Origin of the sequence: Streptomyces sp. NPDC007983, from assembly GCF_042958345.1 — a bacterium.
Taxonomy (GTDB): Bacteria; Actinomycetota; Actinomycetes; order Streptomycetales; family Streptomycetaceae; genus Streptomyces.
On record NZ_JBIBJI010000004.1, the window covers coordinates 537,117 to 561,273 of the forward strand.

Here is a 24,157-nt window from a genome sequence, read left to right on the forward strand (position 1 = left end):
AGTCCCGAATCGTGACGCCCTACCCGAGCCATCCCGGCTCAAACGCGTGAAGCGACGGCGTCCAGGACTGCTCGTGGCCAATGCCGTGGTGCTGCTGTTCGCCGCGATGGCGGTGACCACGATATTCACCAACCCGCGCTTCGAGTGGGACACCGTCGGGAAATACTTCTTCGAGATCCGCATCCTCAAGGGTATCGGCGTCAGCCTCGGGATGACCGCCGCGACCATGGTCTTCGCCCTCGTGCTGGGCACCGGGGTGGCGCTCATGCGGATGGGTTCCTCGCGGCTGATGTCGGCGGCCGCCGGCGCGTTCATCTGGGTGTTCCGCTCGATTCCCATGCTGGTGCAGCTGCTTTTCTGGTACAACCTGGCGGCACTGTTTCCCACCCTGTCCCTCGGAATTCCCTGGGGCCCGCAGTTCGTCACCTTCGATTCGAATTCCCTGCTGGGTCCGCTTACCGCTGCGGTCATCGGTCTGACCTTGCATGAGACGGCGTATGTGGCGGAGCTGATCCGTTCCGGTCTGCTGTCCGTGCCGGAGGGGCAGCGCCAGGCGGCGGCCGCGCTCGGATTGACGCCGACTCAGATCTTCTTCCGTATCACCCTCCCCCAGGCGCTGCGCGTGATCGTGCCGCCGATGGGAAATGAGCTGATATCTCTCCTCAAGGCCACATCTCTGGTCAGCGTGATCTCCCTGGCCGATCTGCTCTACTCGGTGCAGCTCATTTACTCGAAGAACTTCCAGACCGTTCCCCTATTGATCGTGGCCGCGATCTGGTACATGATCATCACCGGCGTCATCACCCTCGTGCAGCAGCGCCTGGAGCGACGTCTGGGGCGACACACGCTGATACCGGCCGAAAAGGTCACCAAAGTGAAGAGGATCGAGCACTCGGTATGACCGTGGCATCGGAAAGGGGAGCGCAGCCCATCGTCTCCCTGCGCGGGATCGTCAAGTCGTTCCGCTCCACGGAGGTCTTGCACGGCATTTCCCTGGATATCCACCGGGGTGAGACGGTCTGTGTCATCGGCCCGTCCGGATCGGGCAAGAGCACGCTGCTGCGGTGCGTCAACCACCTGGAGATCCCGGACGACGGCCTGGTCATGGTCGACGGCAGCGTCATCGGCTACCGGCTGAGCGGCACCTCCCTGCATGAGCTGGGCCCCCGCGAGCTGGCCGCGCAGCGCTCGGTCATGGGCATGGTCTTCCAGAGCTTCAACCTGTTCCCGCACCTGACCGCCCGCGAGAACATCGTGGAGGCGCCGCGCCGGGTCCTCGGGCTGTCGAAGCCGAAGGCCGACGCCCGGGCCGAGGAGCTGATGCGCCGGGTCGGGCTCGCCCACAAGCTGGACAGCTACCCCGAGCAGCTGTCCGGCGGCCAGCAGCAGCGCGTGGCCATCGCCCGGGCGCTGGCGATGCGGCCGAAGGTGATGCTGTTCGACGAGCCGACCTCCGCCCTGGACCCGGAGATGGTGCAGGAGGTGCTGAGCGTCATCCGGGACCTGGCCGAAGAGGGCATGACGATGGTGGTCGTCACCCATGAGATGCGCTTCGCCGCCGAGGTCGCCGACCGGGTCGTGTTCATGGACGAGGGGCGGATCGTCGAGGAGGGCCCGCCGGACCGTCTGTTCGACGCCCCCTCCCACGACCGCACCCGCACATTCCTGTCGAAGGTCAGCGCATGAGCACCGAACGTCCACTGCCCGCCAAGACCCGCGCCCGGCTGGACCTGTGGGACGGCTACCGCTCGTACCACTATCTGGAGCCGGGCGCGGACTTCCGGGACTTCGAGCTGGTGCCGGCGGTGGGCCGGGTGCCCGGCTCGGCTCCGGTGTGGAGCGAGGACGTCGAGGCCCGGGCGCGGGACTTCGAGGAACGCCATCCGGTGATCTCCGCGCACGACCATCTGTCGCTGCGGCCCGCGGACCCGGGGGACTTCGCCGCGTTCCGCCGTCAGGGACGGGAGGCGATTCCGTACGAGGGCATCGCGCACTCGGGCGTGGACCTGTTCTTCGACGGCGGCCCGGCCGCCGTCAGCATGATCCGCTCGCACACCCCCTGGGACTGGGACGACGCGGTGAGCGATCTGGCCATGCGCCAGGCCGACTTCGCCCATCAGCGCCTGGTGGCCCCGGTCCGCACCCTGGAGGACGCGGAGCGGGCCCGGGCCGGGAACCAGGTGGGCGTCGTGCTGACCCTGGAGTCCGCGTCCCCCATCGGCAATGACGTCGACCGGCTCGATCTGCTCTACGGTCTGGGGGTGCGGCTGCTCGGGCTGGTGTACAGCGAGAGCAACCAGCTCGGCTCGGGCCTGGCGGACACCGGCGACACCGGTCTTACGGTGCTCGGCCGCCGCGCCCTGCGGCGGATGAACGACCTCGGCATCATCGTCGACGTCTCGCACACCGGGGACGCCACGGCGCTGGACGCGGTGCGCCGCTCCACCGATCCCGTGGTGATCACCCACGCCGGATCGCGGGCCCTGTGGCCGACGCCGCGGATGAAGCCCGACGATGTGATCCGGGCGTGCGCGGGCTCCGGCGGATTCATCGGCGTCGAGGCGGCGCCGCACACCACCATCACCGCCCGGCACCCCCGGCACAGCCTGGAGTCGGTGATGGAACACGTGGAGCGCTGCCTGGACCTGGTCGGCATCGACCATGTGGCCTTCGGCCCGGACACCAACTTCGGCGATCACACCGCCTGGCACCGCACCTTCGCCCCGTTGTTCGGCAAGGACGACGCGGCCGACGGCCAGAGTTCGCAGCCGCCGCCGCACGAGCCGGTCGACTACGTCCACGGCTGCGAGAACCCCGGGGAGGCCGTCGGCAACATGATCCGCTGGCTGTTCGACCACGGCTACTCCGAGGAGGACGTGGCGAAGCTCGCCGGGGGCAATGTGCGGCGCGTCGCCGAGACCGTCTGGGGCCGCTGACCACCCCGGACTTTCCACCCGCACCTTCTCTCTCCCCCCACACCCGGAACACCGGGACCGCCCGGATCTCCCGAAACGGAGCACAGCCATGCGCCACCGATCCAGCGCCGCCGCGTGCGCCCTGTTCGTCTCCCTCGCGATCACCCTCACCGCCTGTTCGGTCGACGACACCCCGAACGACAAGGGCAAGTCCAAGGAGGCCGCGCCCACGCCGACCCTCGCGCTGGAGCCGAAGGACGATGCGCTGGCGGCGCAGGTGCCCGCGGAGTTCAAGAAGAAGACCCTGGTCATGGGCGTCAGCGAGTACGCCCCGTATGTGACCATCGGCTCCGACGGGAAGATCACCGGCCTGGTCCCGGATCTGGCCAGGCAGCTCGCCTCCCAGCTCGACATCAAGATCAAGGTGGTGCGGACGCCGTTCGACGCGGTGATCCCGGGGCTGAAGTCCGGCCGGATCGACCTGAGCGCGCCCTCCGGTGACTTCATCGAGCGCCAGAAGGAGGTCGACTTCGCCGACTTCGCCCAGAGCCAGGTGACCGTGATGGTGAACAAGGAGAGCGGGTTCCGCCCGGAGTCCGGCATCGGCATCTGCGGCCACAAGGTCGGCGTCGAGAAGGGCGCGGGCACCGAGAACGTCCTCGAAGGGCTCAGCAAGCGGTGTGCCGCGAAGGGCAAGAAGGCCGTGAGCCCGCAGGCGTACGCGGATCTGGCGGCCGCGAGCCTGGCCCTGCAGAGCAAGCGGATCGACGCGGTGGTCGCGCCCAGCGCCTCCAACACCAACGTCAGCGAGAACTCGGACGGCAAGTTCGAGACGCTGGAGCTGAAGGACTTGCTCACGCTTCCCGCGGCGACGGCGATCTACGGCATCCAGGCCAAGAAGGACGCCGGTCTCGCTCCCGTGATCGTCAAGGGGCTGCGGGAGATGCAGGAGTCGGGCACCTACGCGAAGCTGTTCGGCGGCTGGGAGATGCCGCTGTCCACGATCACCCGGTCGCAGATGCTCCTCAACGGCTCGAAGCAGTCCCAGACCAAGTGAGCGTCTCCCCCATGGCACCGACCGGGCGGACCGAGGCCACGGAACACCTCGGCGAAGGACTGTGGCGGCACCTGCTGCGCGTGCCCGTACGGGACGGGGTGGTCCTCGCCGCCGACCTGTACGCACCCGAGGAGCGGCCCGGTCCGCGGCCGGTGATCCTGGAGCGCACCCCGTACGGCCGCCGCGCCGCCCGCGAGTCGGACCGCTGCCGCCACGACGAGCCGGTGCCGGCCCCCGAGGAGACCTCCGCCTTCTTCGTCCGGGCCGGATACCACGTGGTGCGGCAGGACTGCCGGGGCCGGGGCGACTCCGAGGGCACCTTCGTGAAGTACCTGGGCGAAGGGCCGGACGGCGCGGACACCCTCGAGTGGATCGCCGCACAGCCCTGGTGCGACGGGCGGGTCGCGATGATGGGTGTGTCCTATTCGGCACACGCCCAGACGGCGGCCGCCGCCGAGTCCCCCGCCCCCCTGGCCGCGATGTTCATGGACTCCGGCGGCTTCGCCAGCGCGTACGAGGCGGGCATGCGGATGGGCGGCGCCTTCGAACTCAAGCAGGTCACCTGGGCGTTCCGGCACGGCGAGGAGAGCCCGGAGGCGGAGCGGGACCCGCTGGTGCGCAAGGCGTTCGCCGGGACCGATCTGCGGGACTGGTTCACCGTGCTGCCGTGGCGCCCCGGCGTCTCCCCGCTGGCGCGGGTCGGCCAGTACGAGCGGTATCTGCTGGACCAGTGGCGGCACGACGCGTTCGGCGCGTACTGGCGGCAGCCCGCGATCTACGGGCGGGGGCACTACGACCGCTTCCCGGATGTGCCGACGCTGCACATGGCGAGCTGGTACGACCCGTATGTGCGCTCCACCATCGAGAACTTCACGGCCATGGGGCGGCTCAAGACGTCCCCGGCGTATCTGGTGATGGGGCCGTGGACGCACGGCGCGCGCTGTGTCACCTTCGCCGGTGATGTGGACTTCGGGCCCGCCGCGACGTTCAGCGACAACGTGGACACCTCGTATCTGGCCTTCCGGCAGCGGTGGTTCGACGCGGTGCTGCGCGACGGCGACCCCGAGGCGATCCCGCGGGTGCGGTACTTCCTGATGGGCGGGGGCGACGGCCGCCGCGACGCGGCCGGGCGGATGCGGCACGGCGGCCGGTGGCACACCGACACGCGGTGGCCGCCGACCGGGACCCGGGAGACCGCGTTCTACTGCCACACCTCGGGTCAGCTGAGCCGGGAGAGACCGGTGGCCGAGGACGCGTGGGCCGAGTACGACTTCGATCCGGGCGACCCGGTGCCGACCCTGGGCGGGCAGGTGACCTCGGGCGAGCCGGTGATGGTCGGGGGCGCCTTCGACCAGGTGCCGGACGAGCGCTTCTACGGGGCGCGCGCGCCGTATCTGCCGCTGAACTCACGGCCCGATGTGATCTCGCTGGTCACCCCGCCCCTGGAGGAGCCGCTGGTGGTGGCGGGCCCCGTCACCGCCCGGCTGTTCATCTCCTCGACCGCGCCGGACACCGACTTCACGGTGAAGCTGGTCGACGTGCACCCGCCGAACGAGGACTATCCGCACGGGTTCGCCATGAACCTCACCGAGGGCATCTTCCGGTGCCGCTTCCACGCGTCGTTCGAGCGGCCCGAGCCCCTGGTGGCGGGCGAGGTGTACGAGATCGAGATCCCGGCGCCGGACACCGCCAACCGCTTCGGGGCCGGGCACCGGCTGCGGGTGGACATCTCGTCGAGCGACTTCCCGCGCTTCGATGTGAACTCCAACACCGGTGAGCCCGAGGCCGTCACCCGGCGCAAGGCGGTCGCCACCAACCGGGTGTACATGGACGCGACGCGTCCCTCGGCGGTGCTGCTGTGGACGCGGCCCGACGACGCGTGACCGTCAGCGCATGATGGTGGCCAGCAGGTCCTGTCCCAGCCGGAGCAGGGTGCCGGTGGCCAGCCGGTGGTACACGTACTTGCCCTCGCGCTCGGACTCCACGAGCCCGGCGTCCCGCAGCTGCCGCAGGGTGCGCGAGACCTGGGTGTCGTCCAGGCCGAGCCGCTGGGCCAGTTCGGAGGTGGTGATCGGCTCGCCCAGCAGGTGGCGGCACAGCTCCATCCGGCCGAGCGAGGCCAGCGCCGACATCCGGGCCCGCAGCTCCGCTTGCGTGAGCTGCCCGTCGGCCTGTCCCTCCAGCGCGGCGAACTGCAGCACGACGGGATGGGATTCCTCGTCCTTGACGGTCAGATGCGGCCAGACATGGACGGAAGGGACCAGGAAGAGCGGGCGCGGCCCGATGTCGATCTCGGCGACGGCCAGCTTGTCGTAGCGCACCCGCGTACCGCCCTGGGAGACGACCGCGGTGGGGCTGAGCCCGGCCAGCACCTCGGCCAGACCGCTTCTGCGGACATCGGTGCGCAGCCGCACCACGGCCGCCTCCAGCCGGTCGTACACCGCGCGCCATTCGGCGGCGAAGAACGCGGTGCCGCAGCGCTCCAGGAAGTCGACCAGCCGGGTCCGCATCCCCTCGGGGGAGGCCATCAGCTCGTGCGCCAGCTCGCCGCGCCGGAACGAACGCCGCTCGCACTGGGTGATGAAGCGGCAGGCGGCGCCCGGGTCGTTCAGCAGGCTGTGCGCGTCGGGCACCCGCTCCCGGAAGCCCAGCACCCCCTGCGCGCACAGCTCCGTGAACTCCTCCAGCGGCAGCTTCTCCAGCAGCCGCAGCTCGTCCTCGAAGGACTGGTCCAGCGGCAGCGCCAGCGGGAACAGCAGGCGGCAGCGCAGCCGCGCCCACAGGGGCGACAGGGCGCTCATCTCCTGGGTGAGCGACGCGTCGAAGGTCGTGCCGAGGCGGCGCGTCCAGCGCTGTGCCTCGGGGTGGTGGTCCGGCTCGGCCAGGATGTGCAGCACCGACATGAGCTCCGCGAGCGGCGAGCGCCCGACGTGGACGTCGGCCGCTCGCGCTGACCGGAGGTTGAGCGTGATCCCCACCCGCGCAGCGTACAGCCAGCCGGACGTGGCCAGGGGCGACGATCAATCGCGGGGCAGGAGGGGGCCCAGCGGGCCGAGGTCCAGGTTCAGGTCGTCCTCGGTGAGCCCGAAGTGTTCCCGCAGCTCCTCCATGTTCTTCTCCAGCGCCATCAGCGTGAGTCCGAGCTTCTCGATCTGCTCGTCGCTGACGCCTCCCTGGTCGACGCGGCGCAGCGCCTGCCGTTCCATCAGCTGGCGCAGCAGCTCCACGATGGTCAGCACGAGACCGGCCAGGCTCTTGCGCACCGACTCCTCGTCCACCTCGAGTCGGCGCCGGTGCTCAGGGGAACGGTCGCCCGGGGAACGGCCGGCAGGGGAACGGTCGTCAGGGCGGCGCTCGATGCTCATCCTCGTCTTCCATCCGTACGGAAGCGATCAGCGCGCGAAGGGAAATGCGCACCAGATCGATGTCGGCGATGCTCAGGGTGATCTCCCCGGCGATCACCACGCCCCCGGCCAGCACCCGGTCGAGCAGATCGACCAGGGCCACCTCGCGTCGCTCGATCGCGTGGGTCACGACGCCTCCTCGCGCTCGGGCGGCGCGGTGAACGAGTACGGCGGCCACGGCCCGCTCAGCTCCAGGTCGACGCCCGGGTACCGTTCCCCCAGCCCGGTCACCGCGGCGGTGAACTCCTCCGTCCGGTCGTCCGGCACCAGATAGGAGTTGTTGAGCACCATCCAGCCCTCGTACGCGGCCAGCCGGGCGTCCTGTGGCGGATGGGCGGCGGTCTCGGCGGCCAGCGCGGCGAGCGCGGTGTGGATCTCCTCCGCGCGCTCGGTGGCCCGCAGATGGGCGGTCTCCTTGTCGTCCCGCTGGGCGCGGCGGCGCAGCAGATAGGCGGTGCCGGGGCTGTCGCCGCCGGACGGCCCCTCGTCGTCCGGGTCGGGCAGGAAGGCGCGCGGATCGACGTACGCCTTGACGCCCCACTCGGTGCGTCCGGCCACCCGTGCCAGCGTGGCCGTGAAGTCGTCCCGCCGCTCCTGGAGCATCGTGCGGACGCGGCCGTCGTCGTGGTAGATCGTGGCGAAGCGCAGCGGGATGACCTGGCCGTATCCGGCCGCCCGGCCGATGACCCGGTGGTGGGCCCTGGCCGCCCGCTCCAGCCAGGGCAGGTCCTCCAGGTGGGCGCGCAGCCGCTCCTCGCCGAAGTCGGCCAGCGGTACGGAGCCCACCACGGCGGCCAGCCCGGCGCCCTCGACCAGGCGCACCGGTTCGTCCGCCACGCCGGTGAGCCCGGGCGGGGCGGCGCTCTCCTCGCGGGCCGCGGTCACCGCGTACAGCCAGGTGGCAAGGGCCTCCTCGGTCACGGTCCGTCCTCCCGTCCGCGATCCCGCTCCGGTTCCCGGTCGTGGTCCTGGTCGTGGCCGGACTCCAGCTCGCCGACGCGCCGCCGCAGCCGCTCGTTCTCGTCCAGGACGTCGCGGGCGCCGGAGGAGAGCGTGGGGTCGTGCTCCCACCAGTCGATGCCCATCTCCTTGGCCCGGTCCACGGAGGCGATCAGCAGCCGGATCTTGATGGTCAGCAGCTCGATGTCCAGCAGGTTGATCTGGATGTCCCCGGCGATGACGATGCCCTTGTCGAGCACCCGCTCCAGGATGTCGGCCAGGCTCGCCGATTCGCGGCGGGCCGGTTCGGGCGGGCCGCCCATGCGCCTGCTCGGCACGTTCCACTCGGCGCCCTGGCTCATGTCCGGTCCTCCGACCTGCCGCGGTAGTAGCGCCGGGCGCGGCGGTACGAGACGAGTTCGCCCTCGTCGTCGACCTCGACCCGGTACTCGGCGAGGATGTCGGTGGAGTCGGGGATCCGGTGGGTCTCCAGCACTTCGACGCCGACGAGCCAGCCGTCCTCGTGGCGCTCGACCGAGGTGACGCTCTCCGGGTCGTGCCCGGTCAGCTCCCGCAGCTGGCGGGCGGCGCCCCTGGCGGCGGACCGGGCGGTGGTCGCGGGACGCCGGGCGTCGGCCGCGGGACGCCGGTCATCGGTGGAGCGGCGGTCATCGGCGGGACGCCGGGCGTCGGCGGAGCGGCGGTCGTCGGCTGAGCGGCGGTCGTCGGTGGAGCGGCGCCGGTCGTCGGCCTCGGGGCGCCGGGCGCGCCGGGGCCGCTCCCGCTCCTCGCCGTGGTCGCGTCCGTCCCGATCCTCGCGGACCACGGCTCACACCTCCAGGCCTCCGCCGGGCGGCCCCCCGGCCATCAGCCGGCGGACCAGTTCGTCCTCCTGCCGGGCCGCGTCCTCCTCGGTCAGCTCTCCGGATTCCCGCTGCTCCGCGACCTCTTCCAGGCGCTGCTGGATCACCCCGGGGTCGTACAGCTGCCGGTGGGCCTCGTCGTGCAGCTGCTCGGCGATCCAGCCGAGGCCGCGCACCGGGGCCAGCGGCCAGGTGACCAGTCCGGAGAACAGTCCCATGGCTATTCGCCCTCCTTGGCCGGGCTCATCGCGTCGGCCACGAAGTCGTAGGGGGCCAGGGGCCCGAGCAGGCGGATCCGGACCCGGCCGTTCCAGTGCTTGGCCAGCTCCTCGGCGGCCTGCTCGAAGGCCGTCCGCCGGTCGTCCTCGACCAGGAAGGAGGCGTTCACCAGCCCCTCGGCGGAGGACGGTTCGGTACTCACCGAGGCGAGCGCGCACGGGCTCAGCCTGCGTTCCACTTCCAGCGCGTCCACGGCCCGCTTGGCGGCGATGGCGTCCATGACCAGCTGTCCCAGCTGGATGCGCTGGTCGTATCCGGCCTCCTCCGGCAGCCCCTGAAGCTCCTCGCGGAGCCGTACGGCCTCGGGCTGCTCGGCCAGCACCTCGCGCAGCACCGCGTCCTGCAGATAGCGGGCGCGCAGGGTGAACTGGGAGCGGCCGCGCAGCCGGTGGAGGGCGCGCGCGAAGTCGTCGTGCCCCTCTTCGAGCAGTTCATCGGTCACCGCGGTGGTGTCGCGCACCACCGTGCCGAACCGGAACGGCAGCACCGGGGAGGACCTGGCCGCCAGGGTGTCCAGCACCCGGGCGTGGACGCGCAGATCCTCAGGGGTCCCCAGCGGCTTGTCCAGGGGCACCTCGCTGACCACGGCTGCCTGCCCGCCGTGGCGCACCAGGGTCACCGTCGCCTCCGGGTCGCCGACGGCGCCCAGATTCCTCACCGCGTCGTCGCTCCGGTCCTCCGGAACGACCCCGTATACGTAGCAGGCACGTCCGTCCTCGGCCATCACCGCTCGCGCTCCCTGCTCGAACTCCGCCGGCGCCGGGGCCGGTCACCGGATTCCGTCCTCTCCCCCGCCTCGGCCTCTTCGCGCTCGTCGCTCTCATCGCCCTGCAGCAGGTCGGAGACGGTGTCCTTGACGCCTTCCAGGGCGCCCTTGGTCTTCTTCCGGCCGCCGCTCTCCTGCATCTCGTCCATGAGGCCGGGGAGCCCCTTGGTCTCGGTACCGCTGCGGGCGAGGTCGAGGCGGTTCGTCGCCTCGGCGAACCGTAGATACGTGTCGACGCTGGCGACGACGATGCGGGCGTCGATCGTCAGGATCTCGATCCCCACCAGGGAGACCCTGACGTACACATCGATGACCAGTCCCTTGTCCAGGATCAGATCGACCACGTCGACCAGGGCACTCGAACTGGCCCGGTCCAGATACTGACTCTGCTGGCTTGCTACGGTCACCACGCTCACCTGTTCCGGAGGCGGGATCCGTCAGCGCCGTGAAGGCCGCGCCGGCTCCTCGTCCTCCTCGTACTCCTCCTCGTAGGCGTCCTCGTCGCCGTACTCGTCCTCCGGCTCTCCGCGCTCTTCCTCTTCGGGTTCTTCCTCGTCGTGTTCGGACTCGGCGCCCCGCTCGGGCTCCTCCTCCCCCTCCACGACCTCGCCGTCGCGTATCTCCCCGCGCCAGCCCTCGATCTCGTCGGGGTTCAGCAGCACCTCGGCCATCGCATGGCGGCGGAAGTGCTTCAGCTCCAGCCGGACCCGGCGGCCCTGGGCGCGCCAGAGGTTGCCGGTGCGCTCGAAGAAGCCCTGGGGGTAGTACTGGAGGACGACCAGGACGCGGGTCAGCTCCGGGCCCAGCTCATGGAAGGTGACCGCGCCGTTGACATGGCCCTTCTCGGCGCGCGACTTCCAGATGATCCGCTTCTCCGGCACCTGCTCGATGATCTCGGCGCGCCACTTGCGGTGCGACCAGAAGACCTGGGCCTTCCACTCCATTTCGGTTTCGGACTCCTGCTGGACGTCCTCCACCTTCTTCATGAAGGAGGGGAAGTCCTCGAACTGGGTCCACAGGTCGTAGGTGAGATCGATCGGGGCGCCGACATCGATCTGCTCGACGATGTTGGTGACCTTGAGCTTCTTGTCCTTGTCGCCGCCCTTGCCGCCGTCCTGGCCGCCGCCGAGCCCGGGAACGATGTCCTTGGCCTTGTCCACGGCCTGCTCCTTGACCTGGTGCAGTCCGGCCTTGACCAGCGGCTTCACCGGGATGCTGGGCCCGCCGTCGCCGAGGTGGGTCACCGAGGTCACGGCCTTTTCGCCGAGTGCGGTGACCAGGTTCTGTGCTTCCTTCATCAGCCGCTCGGTGGGCAGCTCCTTGGCGAGCGTCCCGAGTGCGCCCGCGCGCCCCTTGTCCGGTCCCTCAGCCATCACCGATCACCCTTGTCGCCCTTGTCGTCCCTGCTGCTGCTCCTGGCCTCGCCGCCGCGGCCGCCCTGGGGCGCGGTGCGCTTCCGGGGGCGATCCTGCCGGTCGTCCGGGGAACGCGTACCGCGCGACGAACGCGACTCCTCGTCACGGGACGAACCGCGCGATCCGCCACGCGACGACTCGCCGCGGGACGCCTCCCTGCGGGACGCCTCACCGCGCGGCCTGTCCCCGCGCCCCTCGTGCTCCTCGTCGTCCGCCGCCTGCCCGTCCGGGCCGTGGCCGTTCGGACGCAGCGACGAAGCACGCTGCTCCAGCCGGTCGCTCAGCGCGTCCATGCGGTGACTGGCCGCCGACAGCGCCGCCGACCGTCCCGCGGACACCAGCTGGCCGCGCAGCCGCCCGATTTCCGAGGACGCCAGTCCCTGCACCGCGTCCGGGACGTGTCCGGACGTGAGGCGCCGGCCTGCCGCCATCCCGGCGAGGGTGAGGGCCCAGCCCACCTTGTGGCCACGCCCGAAGAGATAGCCGCTGGTGAACGCCAGCGCCACCTGGCCGTTCTTCATGATCCCTCCTCCTCCCGCCATCGAGGCGAGACACCCATATAGCCTCATTTACCAAGTATGGTGCATTTCGCCCATTCGGCCATCAGGGGCTGCGATCTCGTGGCGGGGCGGGATCAGTCCACCGGGACCCAGTTCAGCGTTCGCTCCACGGCCTTCTTCCAGCCCGCGTAGCCCTCCGCGCGCTGCTCCTCGCTCCACTGGGGCTCCCAGCGCCGGGATTCGCTCCAGTGCGAGCGCAGCTCATCGGTGTCCCGCCAGAAGCCGGTGGCCAGGCCCGCGGCGTAGGCGGCGCCCAGGGCGGTGGTCTCGGCGATGACGGGGCGGCTGACCGGGACGCCGAGGACATCGGCCTGGATCTGCATGCACAGCTCGTTGTCGGTGACACCGCCGTCCACGCGGAGGACGTCGAGGTGGATACCGGCGTCGCGTTCCATCGCCTCCACCACGTCCCGGCTCTGGTAGCAGATGGCCTCCAGGGTGGCCCGGGCCAGATGGCCGCCCGTGTTGTAGCGGGTGAGGCCGACGATGGCGCCCCGGGCGTCGGAGCGCCAGTACGGGGCGAAGAGGCCGGAGAAGGCGGGGACGAAGTACACCCCGCCGTTGTCCTCGACGGTGCGGGCGAGCCGTTCGCTGCCCGGGGCGTCGTCGATGATCTTCATCTGGTCCCGCAGCCACTGGACGGCCGAGCCGGTGACGGCCATGGAGCCCTCCAGGGCGTAGACGACGGGGTTGTCGCCGAACTGGTACGCCACGGTCGTGAGCAGCCCGCTGCTCGAGCGGACCAGCTCCGAGCCGGTGTTCAGGACCAGGAAGTTGCCGGTGCCGTAGGTGTTCTTGGCCTCGCCGGGCGCGAAGCACACCTGTCCGACGGTGGCCGCCTGCTGGTCGCCGAGGACACCGGTGATGGGGGTGGCGGTGCGCAGCGGGCGGGAGGTGCGGGCCTGCCCGAACGCCTCGGGGTGGGAGGAGGGGTTGATGACGGGGAGCATGGCGCGCGGGATGCCGAAGATGCCGAGGAGTTCGTCGTCCCAGTCGAGGGTCTCCAGGTTCATCAGCATGGTGCGGCTGGCGTTGGTGACATCGGTGGCGTGGATGCCGCCGGAGGGCCCGCCGGTGAGGTTCCACAGCACCCAGGCATCGGTGTTCCCGAAGAGGGCGTGGCCCGCTTCGGCGGCCTCGCGCACCCCGTCGACGTTCTCCAGAATCCACTTGATCTTGCCGCCGGAGAAGTAGGTGGCGGGCGGCAGCCCGGCCTTGCGGCGGATGGTCTCGCCGTGGCCGTCGCGCTCGAGGGCGGAGGCGATGGTGTCGGTGCGGGTGTCCTGCCACACGATGGCGTTGTAGTACGGCCGCCCGTCGCGCGGGTCCCAGATGACGGTGGTCTCGCGCTGGTTGGTGATGCCGATCGCGGCCAGGTCGGTGGGTGAGAGCCCACCGCTGCGCAGGGCGTTCTGCATGACGGAGTTGGTGCGCTCCCAGATCTCCACCGGATCGTGCTCGACCCAGCCCGCGCGGGGCAGCAGCTGGTGGTGTTCGAGCTGGTACCGCGCCACCTCGCCGCCGTCGTGGTCGAAGATCATGAAGCGGGTGCTGGTGGTCCCCTGGTCCACGGCACCGACGAAGTCCGGCATCCTGCCTCCTCTGGTGGCCGCTGGTGGCCGCCCCTTGTCGTGACCGCGTGCCGCCCGGCTCAGCTCTCGGGGCCCTCGGGGGCCGGGATGCGTCCCACCTCCTGCGGTCCGGCCAGCGGGAGGAACCGGCTGACCAGGACCTTGTAGAGGGCGGCGCCGACGAGTCCGCCGACCAGCGGGCCGACGATCGGCACCCAGAAGTAGAAGTTTCCGTACTGGTCCCGCCAGGCGGTGTGATAGCCGGTGATGAAGCTGGCGAGCCGGGGCCCGAAGTCACGGGCCGGGTTGATGGCGTATCCGGCGTCGGCGCCCCACGCCATGCCGATCGCCACCACGACCAGGCCGATGATGAACGGCGCCAGGTTGGCCTTCGGCGGGTCGTTCAGGAGGTCGGTGAGGGCGAAGATCAGCAGGACCAGGATCGCGGTGCCGATGATCTGGTCACGCAGCGCGCCCCATTCGCTGACCGGCAGCACCCCGTTGCCGGGGAGGGTGGAGAACACGAACTGGGTCTTGAAGGTGTGCTTGGGGTCGGCCGCCGCCAGCACCTCGGTGTAGTTCCAGCGCACCAGCAGGGCCGCGACGAACGCGCCGAGCGTCTGGGCCACGATGTACGGCAGCACCTTGCGCCAGGGGAAGCCCTTGAAGACCGCCAGGGAGAGGGTGACTGCCGGGTTGATGTGCGCGCCGCTGAGCCGCGCCGCCACGTACACGCCGAGGGTCACGCCGAGCCCCCAGCCCCAGGCGATGGAGTCGTGGTCGCCGAGCGCGCCCGGAGGCTTGGTGAGCGCCCCGGCCGCCACCACCTGGGCCACCACACCGCAGCCGAAGAGAATGAGAACCATGGTTCCGGCGAACTCCGCGCACAGCTCGCCGAAAACGCCGCCCCGGGTGCCGGTGTCCTTCTCCTCCGCCATGGCCGCCCCTCTCCAGCGGTGTGCGAGCGGCGGTACCGATCGCGTTCGCACCATCGTGTGCGCCGCCCCGGCCCGGTGGCCCGTCCTGCTGCTCCGTCCGGGTCACATCGGGTGGCGGCACGGCGGTCTGTACGGATCAGGGGGCGGGCCTGTACCAAGGTCCTTGCCACATCACCCCAGGCCCGGCGCGGGCCCAGCCCCCCAGCACGAAACAGGAGTGTGGATGCTGACCACCGGAGCCACCACCAACTGGGCAGGGAACATCACCTTCGGAGCGGCCCGGCTGCACCGCCCGGCCTCGCTCGGCGAACTGCGGCGGATCGTCGGCTCCGCCGACCGGGTCCGGGTGCTGGGCACCGGCCACTCCTTCAACCGCATCGCCGACACCGACGGCGATCTGGTGTCCCTGGAGCGGCTGCCGCACCGGGTCGAGATCGCCCCCGACGGCGCGACGGCCACCATCGCCGCGGGCATGCGCTACGCCCAGGTGGCCGAGGAACTGCACGTGGCGGGCTACGCCCTGGCCAACCTCGCCTCCCTGCCGCACATCACGGTCGCCGGGGCCTGCGCCACCGCCACCCATGGCTCCGGCAATGTGCAGCGCTGTCTGGCCGCGTCGGTGGAAGGTCTGGAGATCGTGGGCCCGGAGGGCGATGTGACGCGGCTGCGCCGGGACAGCGAGGCCGACCGGCTGTCCGGTGCGGTGGTCGGGCTCGGCGGGCTGGGCGTCGTCACCGCGATGACCCTGGACATCGAGCCCGCGTACGAGGTGGCGCAGTGGGTGTGGACCGGGCTGCCGCTGGACCGGCTGGCCGACAGCTTCGACGAGATCTTCGCCGCCGCGTACAGCGTCAGCGTCTTCACCGACTGGCACGCGGACGAGGGCGTGGTGTGGCTGAAGTGCCGTACGGACCTGCCGGGCCCGCCGGAGCCGGGCCAGCCGTGGCTGGGCGCCCGTCCGGCCGACCGCCACCACCATCCGGTGCCCGCGATGCCACCGCTGCACTGCACCGAGCAGCTGGGCTCGCCCGGGCCCTGGCACGAGCGGCTGCCGCACTTCCGGCCGGACTTCACGCCCAGCAACGGCGACGAGCTGCAGTCGGAGCTGATCCTGCCGCGCGCCGCGGCCACCGAGGCCTTCGCGGCGCTGCGCGGCCTCGGGGACCGGATCGCGCCCGTGGTCCAGGTCTCCGAGGTCCGCACGGTCGCGGCGGACGACCTGTGGCTGAGCCCCGCGTACGGCAGGGACTGCGTGGCCCTGCACTTCACCTGGGTGCCGGACCACGCCGCGGTCATCGAGGTGGTGGCCGCGATGGAGGAGCTGCTGCTGCCCCTGGGGGCGCGGCCGCACTGGGGCAAGCTCACGGCGGCGGCTCCCGAGCGGATCGTCGCCTCGTACGAGCGGGCCGCCGACTTCGGGCGGCTGCTGGCCGACCACGACCCCGCCGGGAAGTTCCGCAACGCCTTCCTGGACGGCTACTTCCCGGCGGACGCCTGGCGAGCCGACGCCTAACCGGTCCAGGACCACTCGGCGACCTCGGGCAGGTCGGTGCCGTGGTCGCGGATCCACTGGTGGTGGCGGGTGCGGGCGTCCTGCATCCGCTGCCGTACGGACACGGCGCGCACCGCGAGCCCCGGGGTGCGGTCGATGACGTCCATGACCAGGCGGTAGCGGTCCAGGTCGTTGCGGACCACCATGTCGAACGGCGTGGTGGTGGTGCCCGCCTCGTGGTAGCCGCGCACATGCAGATGCGGGTGGACGGCGCGCCGGTAGGCCAGCCGGTGCACCAGCCACGGATAGCCGTGGTAGGCGAAGACGACCGGCCGGTCGCGGGTGAACAGGGCGTCGAACTCGGCGTCCGGCATCCCGTGCGGATGCGCGTCCTGGGGCAGCAGCCGGGTCATGTCGACGACGTTGACCACGCGCACGGCCACGTCGGGCAGATGGCGGCGGAGGATCCCGGCGGCCGCCAGCACCTCCTGCGTGGGCACGTCGCCCGCGGCGGCCAGCACCACATCGGGCTCGCCCGCGCCGGTCTCCGTACCCGCCCAGTCCCAGCTCCCGGCGCCGCGGGCGCAGTGGACGCGGGCCTGGTCGAGGTCGAGCCAGTCGAAGCAGGGCTGTTTGCCCGCGACGACGACGTTGACGTAGTCGCGGCTGCGCAGCACGTGGTCGGCCACGCACAGCAGGGTGTTGGCGTCCGGCGGCAGATAGACCCGTACGGCCTGGGGGCTCTTGTTGAGCACATGGTCGACGAAGCCGGGGTCCTGGTGCGAGAAACCGTTGTGGTCCTGCCGCCACACATGGGAGGTCAGCAGGTAGTTGAGGGAGGCGATGGGCCGCCGCCACGGCAGGTCGCGGGACACCTTCAGCCATTTGATGTGCTGGTTGACCATGGAGTCGACGATGTGCACGAACGCCTCGTAGCAGGAGAACAGGCCGTGCCGTCCGGTGAGCAGATAGCCCTCCAGCCACCCCTGGCAGAGGTGTTCGGAGAGGACCTCCATGACCCGGCCGTGCCGGTTCAGATGCTCGTCGGTGACGAGGATGTCCTCCTGCCACGTCTTGCCGGTGGCCCGGTAGACGGCGTCGAGCCGGTTGGAGGAAGTTTCGTCGGGGCCGACGAGGCGGAAGTTCCGGCGGTCGGCGGTGTCCTCCATGATCTGCTCCAGCAGCCCGCCGAGGACCCGGGTCGGCTCGTGCAGGGTGACGCCGGGCTTGTCGACGTGCACCGCGTACCGCGCCAGGTCGGGCACGGGCAGATCGCGCAGCAGCAGTCCGCCGTTGGCGTGCGGATTGGCGCCCAGCCGCCGGTCGCCCCCGGGCACGCAGGCGAGGACCTGCGGGCGCGGGCGTCCCCGGTCGTCGAACAGCTCCTCGGGGCGGTACGAGCGCAGCCACCGCTCCAGCAGCCGCAGATGCTCCGGGTTCTCCCGGACGCCGGGCAGCGGCACCTGGTGGGCGCGCCAGGTGTCCTCGACGGGCAGGCCGTCGACCTCGGCCGGGCCGGTCCAGCCCTTGGGCGTACGGAGCACGATCACCGGCCAGCGCGGGCGCTCGACGGCGTCCTCCTCGCGGGCGGTGCGCTGCAGGAGCGCGATCCGGTCGAGCGCCTGGTCCATGGCCCGGGCCAGCGCCCGGTGCGTCCGCAGCGGATCGTCCCCGGGCCGCGCCGCGACATGGATCGGCTCATGGCCGTAGCCGCGGAGCAGATCGTCCAGCTCCGCTTCGGGGAGCCGGGCGAGCACCGTCGGGTTCGCGATCTTGTAGCCGTTGAGGTGGAGGATCGGCAGCACGGCGCCGTCGTGCACCGGGTCGAGGAATTTGTTGGCGTGCCAGGAGCCGGCCAGCGGCCCGGTCTCGGCCTCCCCGTCGCCGATGACGCAGACGGCCAGCAGATCGGGGTTGTCGAGCGCGGCGCCGTAGGCGTGCGCCAGGGAATAGCCCAGCTCACCGCCCTCGTGGATGGAGCCGGGGGTCTCCGGGGCGACATGGCTGGGCACCCCGCCGGGGAAGGAGAACTGGCGGAAGAGCCGGGCCATGCCCTCCGCGTCCCGGCTCACGTCCGGATAGACGTCCGTATAACTGCCGTCCAGCCAGGACCCGGCGAGCACCGCGGGCCCGCCGTGGCCGGGGCCCCAGACGCAGATCGCGTCCAGGTCGCGGGCCTTGATGACCCGGCCGAGGTGGGTGTGGACGAGGTTCAGGCCGGGTGAGGTGCCCCAGTGGCCGAGCAGCCGCGGCTTGATGTGCTCGGGGCGCAGCGGTTCGGTCAGCAGGGGGTTGGAGAGCAGATAGATCTGGCCGGCCGCGAGGTAGTTCGCGGCGCGCCAGTGGGCGTCCAGGGCGTGCACTTCGTGCTCGGAAGGGTCGGCCGGGTCGGTGTGATCGGTGGGGGCGGTGGGGCCGTTCGGCGCCGTCCTCGCTGCGTCGGGCATGGGCCTCTCTCTCCACTCGTCCTGTATGGGCGATGCGTACCCGTTTTGCCGGTCGGGTCACGGCCGGACCGGGCCGTTCGACCCGGACTCGACCCCGGGCAGCCCAAGTGGACGGGCGGGCGGCCGGTGGAGGCTGGTCCGCGAGGAGGCGGGGATGAAGCATCGCAAGATCGGCAACGTGATGAGCGACGACGTCGTGCGGGTCGGCCACGCGGCCTCGTCCGAGGAGGTCGGTGTGCTGCTGAGGCGGCACCGGATCGGCGGGCTGCCGGTGGTGGACGAGGACGACAAGGTCGTCGGCGTGATCACCGGAACCGATCTGGCCGGGCGGGCCGATCGGGCCGATGAGGCGGACGGTGCCGTGGCGGCCGGGCAGCTGATGTCGCGGCCCGCCGTCACCGTGCGCCCGCAGGACACCATCGTCGACGCCGCGCGCTCCATGGCGCGCCACCGCGTGGAGCGGCTGCCCGTCGTCGACGAGGAGGACCGGCTGATCGGCATCGTCACCCGCCGCGATCTGCTCCGCGTCTTCCTCCGCCCGGACCACGAGATCCGCGCGGAGGTCATCGACGAGGTGCTGGTGCGGTCGCTGTGGCTCCGGCCGCAGTCCGTCGCGGTGACCGTCACCGACGGCGTCGTACGGCTGGAAGGGGAGCTGGACCGGCACAGCGAGATCCCGATCGCGGTGCGGATGGCCGGGCAGGTGGACGGGGTGGTGGCGGTCGTGGACCGGCTCACCTACCGCGTCGACGACTTCCGCCCGGCGGCCCCCTCGGGCGGTGCGCCCGGAGGTGGGGCGTGATGGCCGAACCCGTACGGCCGAGGCGTGACGGCGGCCGGGTCGTGGTCGGTCTGGACGGCTCCGGCAGCGCCTGGCAGGCCCTGGACCGGGCGGTCGGCGAGGCGCGGCGGCGCGGCGCCACGCTGGAGATCGTGCACGCCTGGCCCTGGGCGCGCACCGATCCGCTCGCCTTCGACGCGGACGCCGAACCGCGGCGGCCCCCGGTCGAGGTCGCCCGGACCGTGCTGCGGCTGGCCATGGCACGGGTCGCCGAGCAGGACCCGGAGCTGCGGGTGGTCCCCACCCTCACTCCGCAGGACGCGGTGCCCGAGCTGCTGCGGATCGGCGAGCGCGCCTCGCTCATCGTCATCGGCACCCGCGGGCTCGGCGGCTTCACCGGGCTGCTGCTGGGCTCGGTCGGGCTGCGGCTGGCCGCCCACACCCATCGCCCGCTGCTGGTGGTGCGCGGCGACGCACCGGCGCCCGCGTACGGGCCCGAGGGCCACGGCAAGGTGCTGGTCGGGGTGGAGAGCGGCGCGGACGAGGTGGCGGCCCGGTACGGGTTCGAGGACGCGATACGGCGCGGTGCGCGGCTGCGCGTGCTGTACGCCTGGGCCCGCCCCCGGCTCTTCGCGGGCGACCACATGCTGCCCTCGCGGGAGGCGGTGGCCCTGCGGGCGGAGCGGGAGCAGGAGGTGACGTACCGCGTGGTGGCCGCGCTGCGCGAGGAGTTCGGGCAGGTGCGGGTGCAGGAGCACACGGCGCACAGCGCACCGGCCCAGGCCCTGGTGGAGGCGTCGCGGGCGGCGGACGTCCTGGTCCTGGCGGTGCAACGGCGCACCGCGCGCCTGGGCATGCAGCTGGGCCCGGTCACCCACGCGGTGCTGCACCACGCGCACTGCCCGGTGGTGCTGGTGCCGGTGGGCTAGGGGGTCTCCGGCGGCCGGTTGGGCCGGATGACCTGGGCCGGGGCCGGTCGGCCCTAGGCGGCGGGTACCCCCGGCGTGGTCGCCTGGAAGCGGCACCGGGGGCATTCGATACGACGCGGAGAAGCGGACCGGTCAAGCGCCACGTGCCGGGTACCGCGCACCGCGCAATCCGGGCCCACGAGAAGCGGGCGGCCCCCGGCGCCGCGTGCCCCGTGACGCGGCGCGCGTACCGTACGCATCGCACAACCCGCCATGCCCCGCACGAGAGGAAGCGGTCATGAAAGCACTCGTCTTCCAGGGGCCCGGGCTGTTCTCCTGGCAGGACGTGCCCGACCCCGGCATCGAGGACGCCACCGACGCCATCGTCCGCATCGACACGGTCACCATCTGCGGCACCGATCTGCACATCCTCAAGGGCGAGGTGCCGGATGTGCGGCCCGGTACGGTTCTCGGCCACGAGGCCGTCGGCGAGGTGGTCGAGACCGGCGACGAGGTGCGCGGCGTACGCCCCGGGGACCGGGTGCTGGTCTCGTGCATCTCCGCCTGCGGCCACTGCCGGTTCTGCCGGGAGCGGGCGTACGGGCAGTGCCGTGGCGGCGGGGGCTGGATCCTGGGGCGTTCGATCCACGGCACCCAGGCCGAGTACGTCCGGGTGCCGTTCGCCGATCTGTCGACGCATCCGCTGCCCGCCGCGGCCGAGGCGCAGTACGCGGTGCTGCTGGCGGACGTCTTCCCCACCGCCTACGAGGTGGGGGTGCTCAACGGGCGGGTCGCGCCGGGCGACACGGTGGCGGTGGTCGGCGCGGGCCCGGTCGGGCTCGCCGCGATCGCGACCGCCGAGTTCTTCTCCCCCGGCCGGATCATCGCCGTCGACCTCGCCACCTCCCGGCTCGACGCGGCCAAGCAGGTCGGCGCCGACGCGGTGGCCGACGCCGCGGAGGAGCCCGAGCGGCTGATCGGCGACCTCACCGACGGGCTGGGCGCCGATGTGGTGATCGAGGCCGTGGGGACGCCGCGGAGCTTCGAGATCTGCACCCGCATGGTGCGCCCGGGCGGACGGGTCGCCAACGTCGGCGTGCACGCCCGGCCCGCGACGCTGCACCTGGAAGAGCTGTGGGAGAAGAACATCACGATCACCACCGGGCTGGTCGACACGTACTCCACGCCCACGCTGCTGTCCATGCTGGCCGCGGGGCGGCTCCCCACGTCCTCGCTCATCACCCACCTGTTCGAGCTCGACCAGATGGAGGAGGCGTACGACGTGTTCGCCCGGTCCACCGACACCGGCGCGCTCAAGGTAGCGATCGGCGGGCACCATCCGCCGCTGGTCACCCGGGACCGGGGCAAGTGAACGGACGGGTGCGGGGTGCCGCGCGCCGACGAGCTGACAGGAGGATCCCGTGTCCCGGACCGCGCGCATCGTGAGCGATGTGATGACCCATACCGTCGTCGCCGTCGGCCTCGAGGCGCCGTTCAAGGAGATCGTCAGGACGCTGGAGCAGTGGAAGGTGAGCGCCCTGCCGGTGCTGGCGGGTGAGGGCCGGGTCATCGGGGTGGTGTCCGAGGCGGATCTGCTGCCCAAGGAGGAGTTCCGGGACAGCGACCCGGCGCGGCTGGCCCAGCTGCGCGACCTGCCCGGCATCGCCAAGGCGGGGGCGGTGAGCGCCGATGAGCTGATGACGACCCCGGCCATCACGGTGCACGCCAACGCGACGCTCGCCGAGGCGGCCCGGATCATGACCCACAAGCGGGTCAAGCGGCTTCCCGTGGTCGACGACGAGGGCCGCCTGGAGGGCATCGTCAGCCGCGCCGACCTGCTGAAGGTGTTCCTGCGGCCGGACGAGGAGATCGAGGAGGAGGTGCGCCGCGAGGTGGTGGCCCACCTCTTCCCGTCGCCCGGGCAAGCGGTCGAGGTGCGAGTGAGCGAGGGCGTGGTCACCCTCGCCGGACATGTCCGGGACGCCGTGCTGATCCCGGCCGCGGCCCGGCTGATCCGGGCGGTCGAGGGCGTCGTGGACTTCGACAACCAGCTGAGCACCGCGCATCTGACGGGGCCACCGGCCTGACCGGCACCCGGCCCGAGCGCCACCGGCCCCACGGGGGTGGCGGCTGCCAGGGGGTGTCTTGTCGATCAGGCCGGATCAGCGAGCGGCGTCTGGTGCAGGGGGCACCTCCCAGCGGTAGCTGGGGGAGCGACGAGCGCGGGGCCGCGAGGTGCCGCCCGCCGCGGCAGCGGCTGATGTCACAGCGGCGTCGGGAGCCCGGCATGATCGGCGAGACACCCCTAGGTGTGGCGGCGTGTCCAGCGGGGGCCGACCTCGGCCCAGGCCCGCTCCCACTCACGCGCCCGGCCACGGTCCAGCCGCCACCGCGCCACCCCGCGGCCCGCCAGCGACACCAGGCACACCCCCGCCGACGCCGACGCGCCGGCCAGCGTGGCCCGGGTCGCCGCCTGCCGCTCGGAGGGCGGATCGGGGACGAGACGGCCGCGGTCGTCGGTCCAGACGGTGGTGGCCGTACCGGCGCGCCTGCCCTCGTCGACCCGCGCCGTGCCGGTGTGCACGGTGCCGTCGGGCGCGGTCCACCGCACCAGGGCACGTACCCGCGCGGTGTCCGTACCGTCGGCGGCGGGCAGCGCGGCGGGCGCGTTCTCGACCAGCCGCGCGGGCGCCCGGTGCCGCTCCGCGCGTTCCTGCTGCAGACCGGCCGCCACCGCGTCGCCGGTGACGACGCCCGCCGCCGGGCCGCCGACCACCATCACCAGGCCGGTCACCAGGACCACCCAGGCTTCCACCACGTCCGAGCGGCGTTTGAGGGGATTGCGCCGCCATCGCCACAACCACCGCCCCCGCACGTTCGTGCCCATGATTCAGACCGTCCCACGCGCGCGGAGGGGATACGAGGGCCGTGCAGCCCTCTCCGCCGGGGGTCTTTCGGTCCCGTCGCGGCCGCGCGGGGGCCCGTTCGGCCCTGGTGCGGTGCCGGCGGATGCGCCACGCTCGTCTATCGGAGACCAGGGGGACGGACCGGCGGACGAGCGGTGCGAGGGCGCCATGACCGAGACCTGGGCCGGGGTGACACCACCGGCGCCCATCAGGGTGTTCCTGCTCGACGACCATGAGGTGGTACGGCGCGGACTGCACGATCTGCTGGACGCCGAACCGGACATCGAGGTGGTCGGCGACGCGGGAACGGTGGACCACGCGCTGGCCCGGGGCCCGGCGCTGCGGCCCGACGTGGCGATCCTGGACGTCCGGCTGCCGGACGGGGACGGCATCACCGTCTGCCGTGAACTGCGCTCCCGCATGCCCGCGCTGGCCTGTCTGATGCTGACGTCGTTCGACGACGACGATGCGCTGCTGGACGCGATCATGGCCGGGGCCGCGGGCTATGTGCTCAAGCAGATCAAGGGTTCCGACCTGGTGTCCGCCGTACGGACCGTCGCGTCCGGGCAGTCGATGCTGGACCCGGCCACCACCGCCCGGCTGATGAGCACCCTGCGCGGCGACGCCACCCCGCAGGAGCCCCGGGACGAGGCGCTGGTCGGGCTGTCGCCGCGGGAGCGGGAGATCCTGGCGCTGATCGGCGAGGGGCTGACCAACCGGCAGATCGGCAAGCGGCTCTTCCTGTCCGAGAAGACGGTCAAGAACCACATCTCACGGCTGCTGGCCAAGCTGGGCGTCGAACGCCGTATCCAGGCCGCCGTCCTGGCCAGCCATCCGCCTCCGGAGCGGGCCCCCGACGCCCGTCCTGCCCCGCCCCGCTGACCGTGTCCCCCGACGCGACCGACCGTGATCATGT

26 protein-coding genes are annotated in these 24,157 nt (G+C 71.9%); 11 read left to right on the forward strand and 15 right to left on the reverse strand.

What is annotated here, in order from left to right:
* Window positions 1–73 precede the first annotated feature (73 nt).
* The 5 genes from ACFZCY_RS15900 (at window position 74) to ACFZCY_RS15920 (ending at window position 5,855) form a co-directional block, all read left to right on the forward strand.
* Window positions 74–901 carry an ABC transporter permease subunit gene (locus ACFZCY_RS15900; RefSeq protein ID WP_391173045.1) on the forward strand — a complete coding sequence of 276 codons (828 nt, stop codon included), beginning with the start codon at window positions 74–76 and terminating at the stop codon, window positions 899–901.
* Entirely contained in the window at window positions 898–1,686 is a 789-nt protein-coding gene (locus tag ACFZCY_RS15905) for an ATP-binding cassette domain-containing protein (protein ID WP_391173048.1), read from the forward strand. Before ACFZCY_RS15900 ends, ACFZCY_RS15905 begins: the two co-directional genes overlap by 4 nt.
* On the forward strand, window positions 1,683–2,936 hold the full coding sequence (locus tag ACFZCY_RS15910) for a membrane dipeptidase (RefSeq protein WP_391173051.1): 1,254 nt from the start codon (window positions 1,683–1,685) through the stop codon (window positions 2,934–2,936). The genes ACFZCY_RS15905 and ACFZCY_RS15910 overlap by 4 nt, the downstream gene beginning before the upstream one ends.
* Before the next feature lie 88 nt (window positions 2,937–3,024).
* Complete coding sequence (locus ACFZCY_RS15915) at window positions 3,025–3,972, forward strand: transporter substrate-binding domain-containing protein (protein WP_391173054.1); 948 nt, start codon at window positions 3,025–3,027, stop codon at window positions 3,970–3,972.
* 11 nt (window positions 3,973–3,983) lie between these two features.
* The gene (locus tag ACFZCY_RS15920; RefSeq protein WP_391173057.1) at window positions 3,984–5,855 is read left to right on the forward strand and encodes a CocE/NonD family hydrolase; all 1,872 of its coding nucleotides are present in this window, start codon (window positions 3,984–3,986) and stop codon (window positions 5,853–5,855) included.
* A gap of 3 nt (window positions 5,856–5,858) precedes the next feature.
* Here ACFZCY_RS15920 and ACFZCY_RS15925 read toward each other — a convergent pair whose 3' ends face one another.
* The 13 genes from ACFZCY_RS15925 to ACFZCY_RS15985 form a co-directional block, all read right to left on the reverse strand.
* On the reverse strand, window positions 5,859–6,950 hold the full coding sequence (locus ACFZCY_RS15925; protein WP_391173060.1) for a DUF5937 family protein: 1,092 nt from the start codon (window positions 6,948–6,950) through the stop codon (window positions 5,859–5,861).
* 42 nt (window positions 6,951–6,992) lie between these two features.
* Entirely contained in the window at window positions 6,993–7,337 is a 345-nt protein-coding gene (locus ACFZCY_RS15930; RefSeq protein ID WP_391173062.1) for a gas vesicle protein GvpK, read from the reverse strand.
* A complete protein-coding gene (locus ACFZCY_RS15935; RefSeq protein WP_055551642.1) occupies window positions 7,315–7,506 on the reverse strand; it encodes a gas vesicle protein in 192 nt (63 codons plus the stop codon). Before ACFZCY_RS15935 ends, ACFZCY_RS15930 begins: the two co-directional genes overlap by 23 nt.
* Window positions 7,503–8,297 carry a GvpL/GvpF family gas vesicle protein gene (locus tag ACFZCY_RS15940; RefSeq protein ID WP_391173065.1) on the reverse strand — a complete coding sequence of 265 codons (795 nt, stop codon included), beginning with the start codon at window positions 8,295–8,297 and terminating at the stop codon, window positions 7,503–7,505. Before ACFZCY_RS15940 ends, ACFZCY_RS15935 begins: the two co-directional genes overlap by 4 nt.
* Complete coding sequence (locus ACFZCY_RS15945) at window positions 8,294–8,677, reverse strand: gas vesicle protein GvpJ (protein WP_391173068.1); 384 nt, start codon at window positions 8,675–8,677, stop codon at window positions 8,294–8,296. The genes ACFZCY_RS15940 and ACFZCY_RS15945 overlap by 4 nt, the downstream gene beginning before the upstream one ends.
* Window positions 8,674–9,141 carry a gas vesicle protein GvpO gene (gvpO, locus tag ACFZCY_RS15950; RefSeq protein WP_391173071.1) on the reverse strand — a complete coding sequence of 156 codons (468 nt, stop codon included), beginning with the start codon at window positions 9,139–9,141 and terminating at the stop codon, window positions 8,674–8,676. Before gvpO ends, ACFZCY_RS15945 begins: the two co-directional genes overlap by 4 nt.
* Window positions 9,142–9,144: 3 nt before the next feature.
* On the reverse strand, window positions 9,145–9,396 hold the full coding sequence (locus ACFZCY_RS15955) for a gas vesicle protein GvpG (protein WP_361484542.1): 252 nt from the start codon (window positions 9,394–9,396) through the stop codon (window positions 9,145–9,147).
* Between the two features lie 2 nt (window positions 9,397–9,398).
* On the reverse strand, window positions 9,399–10,181 hold the full coding sequence (locus ACFZCY_RS15960; protein WP_391173074.1) for a GvpL/GvpF family gas vesicle protein: 783 nt from the start codon (window positions 10,179–10,181) through the stop codon (window positions 9,399–9,401).
* Complete coding sequence (gene gvpJ / locus ACFZCY_RS15965) at window positions 10,181–10,633, reverse strand: gas vesicle protein GvpJ (protein WP_391173077.1); 453 nt, start codon at window positions 10,631–10,633, stop codon at window positions 10,181–10,183. Before gvpJ ends, ACFZCY_RS15960 begins: the two co-directional genes overlap by 1 nt.
* A gap of 27 nt (window positions 10,634–10,660) precedes the next feature.
* Window positions 10,661–11,596, reverse strand: a complete 936-nt coding sequence (locus ACFZCY_RS15970) for an SRPBCC family protein (RefSeq protein ID WP_391173079.1) — start codon at window positions 11,594–11,596, stop codon at window positions 10,661–10,663.
* A complete protein-coding gene (locus ACFZCY_RS15975; RefSeq protein ID WP_391173081.1) occupies window positions 11,596–12,159 on the reverse strand; it encodes a hypothetical protein in 564 nt (187 codons plus the stop codon). Before ACFZCY_RS15975 ends, ACFZCY_RS15970 begins: the two co-directional genes overlap by 1 nt.
* Before the next feature lie 113 nt (window positions 12,160–12,272).
* Entirely contained in the window at window positions 12,273–13,790 is a 1,518-nt protein-coding gene (gene glpK / locus ACFZCY_RS15980) for a glycerol kinase GlpK (protein WP_391173083.1), read from the reverse strand.
* A 59-nt stretch (window positions 13,791–13,849) separates the two neighbouring features.
* A complete protein-coding gene (locus ACFZCY_RS15985) occupies window positions 13,850–14,707 on the reverse strand; it encodes an MIP family channel protein (protein ID WP_391173086.1) in 858 nt (285 codons plus the stop codon).
* A 223-nt stretch (window positions 14,708–14,930) separates the two neighbouring features.
* On the opposite strand from ACFZCY_RS15985, the gene ACFZCY_RS15990 reads away from it, so the two are divergent.
* Entirely contained in the window at window positions 14,931–16,220 is a 1,290-nt protein-coding gene (locus ACFZCY_RS15990; protein WP_391173089.1) for an FAD-binding protein, read from the forward strand.
* Here ACFZCY_RS15990 and ACFZCY_RS15995 read toward each other — a convergent pair.
* Window positions 16,217–18,646, reverse strand: a complete 2,430-nt coding sequence (locus ACFZCY_RS15995) for a phosphoketolase (protein WP_391173093.1) — start codon at window positions 18,644–18,646, stop codon at window positions 16,217–16,219. The genes ACFZCY_RS15990 and ACFZCY_RS15995 overlap by 4 nt on opposite strands.
* A gap of 154 nt (window positions 18,647–18,800) precedes the next feature.
* Between ACFZCY_RS15995 and ACFZCY_RS16000 the strand changes: the two genes are divergently transcribed.
* From ACFZCY_RS16000 to ACFZCY_RS16015, 4 genes are all read left to right on the forward strand, one after another.
* Entirely contained in the window at window positions 18,801–19,448 is a 648-nt protein-coding gene (locus tag ACFZCY_RS16000; RefSeq protein ID WP_391173096.1) for a CBS domain-containing protein, read from the forward strand.
* A complete protein-coding gene (locus tag ACFZCY_RS16005; RefSeq protein WP_391173099.1) occupies window positions 19,448–20,356 on the forward strand; it encodes a universal stress protein in 909 nt (302 codons plus the stop codon). The genes ACFZCY_RS16000 and ACFZCY_RS16005 overlap by 1 nt, the downstream gene beginning before the upstream one ends.
* Window positions 20,357–20,633: 277 nt before the next feature.
* Entirely contained in the window at window positions 20,634–21,707 is a 1,074-nt protein-coding gene (locus ACFZCY_RS16010; RefSeq protein WP_391173103.1) for an alcohol dehydrogenase catalytic domain-containing protein, read from the forward strand.
* 49 nt (window positions 21,708–21,756) lie between these two features.
* A complete protein-coding gene (locus ACFZCY_RS16015) occupies window positions 21,757–22,422 on the forward strand; it encodes a CBS domain-containing protein (protein ID WP_391173106.1) in 666 nt (221 codons plus the stop codon).
* A 218-nt stretch (window positions 22,423–22,640) separates the two neighbouring features.
* Here the strand turns inward: ACFZCY_RS16015 and ACFZCY_RS16020 are convergent, their stop codons facing one another.
* On the reverse strand, window positions 22,641–23,222 hold the full coding sequence (locus tag ACFZCY_RS16020) for a hypothetical protein (protein ID WP_391173109.1): 582 nt from the start codon (window positions 23,220–23,222) through the stop codon (window positions 22,641–22,643).
* Between the two features lie 187 nt (window positions 23,223–23,409).
* Here ACFZCY_RS16020 and ACFZCY_RS16025 point away from each other — a divergent pair, with 187 nt between their 5' ends.
* A complete protein-coding gene (locus tag ACFZCY_RS16025) occupies window positions 23,410–24,123 on the forward strand; it encodes a response regulator (RefSeq protein ID WP_391173112.1) in 714 nt (237 codons plus the stop codon).
* The last annotated feature ends 34 nt before the right edge of the window (window positions 24,124–24,157 follow it).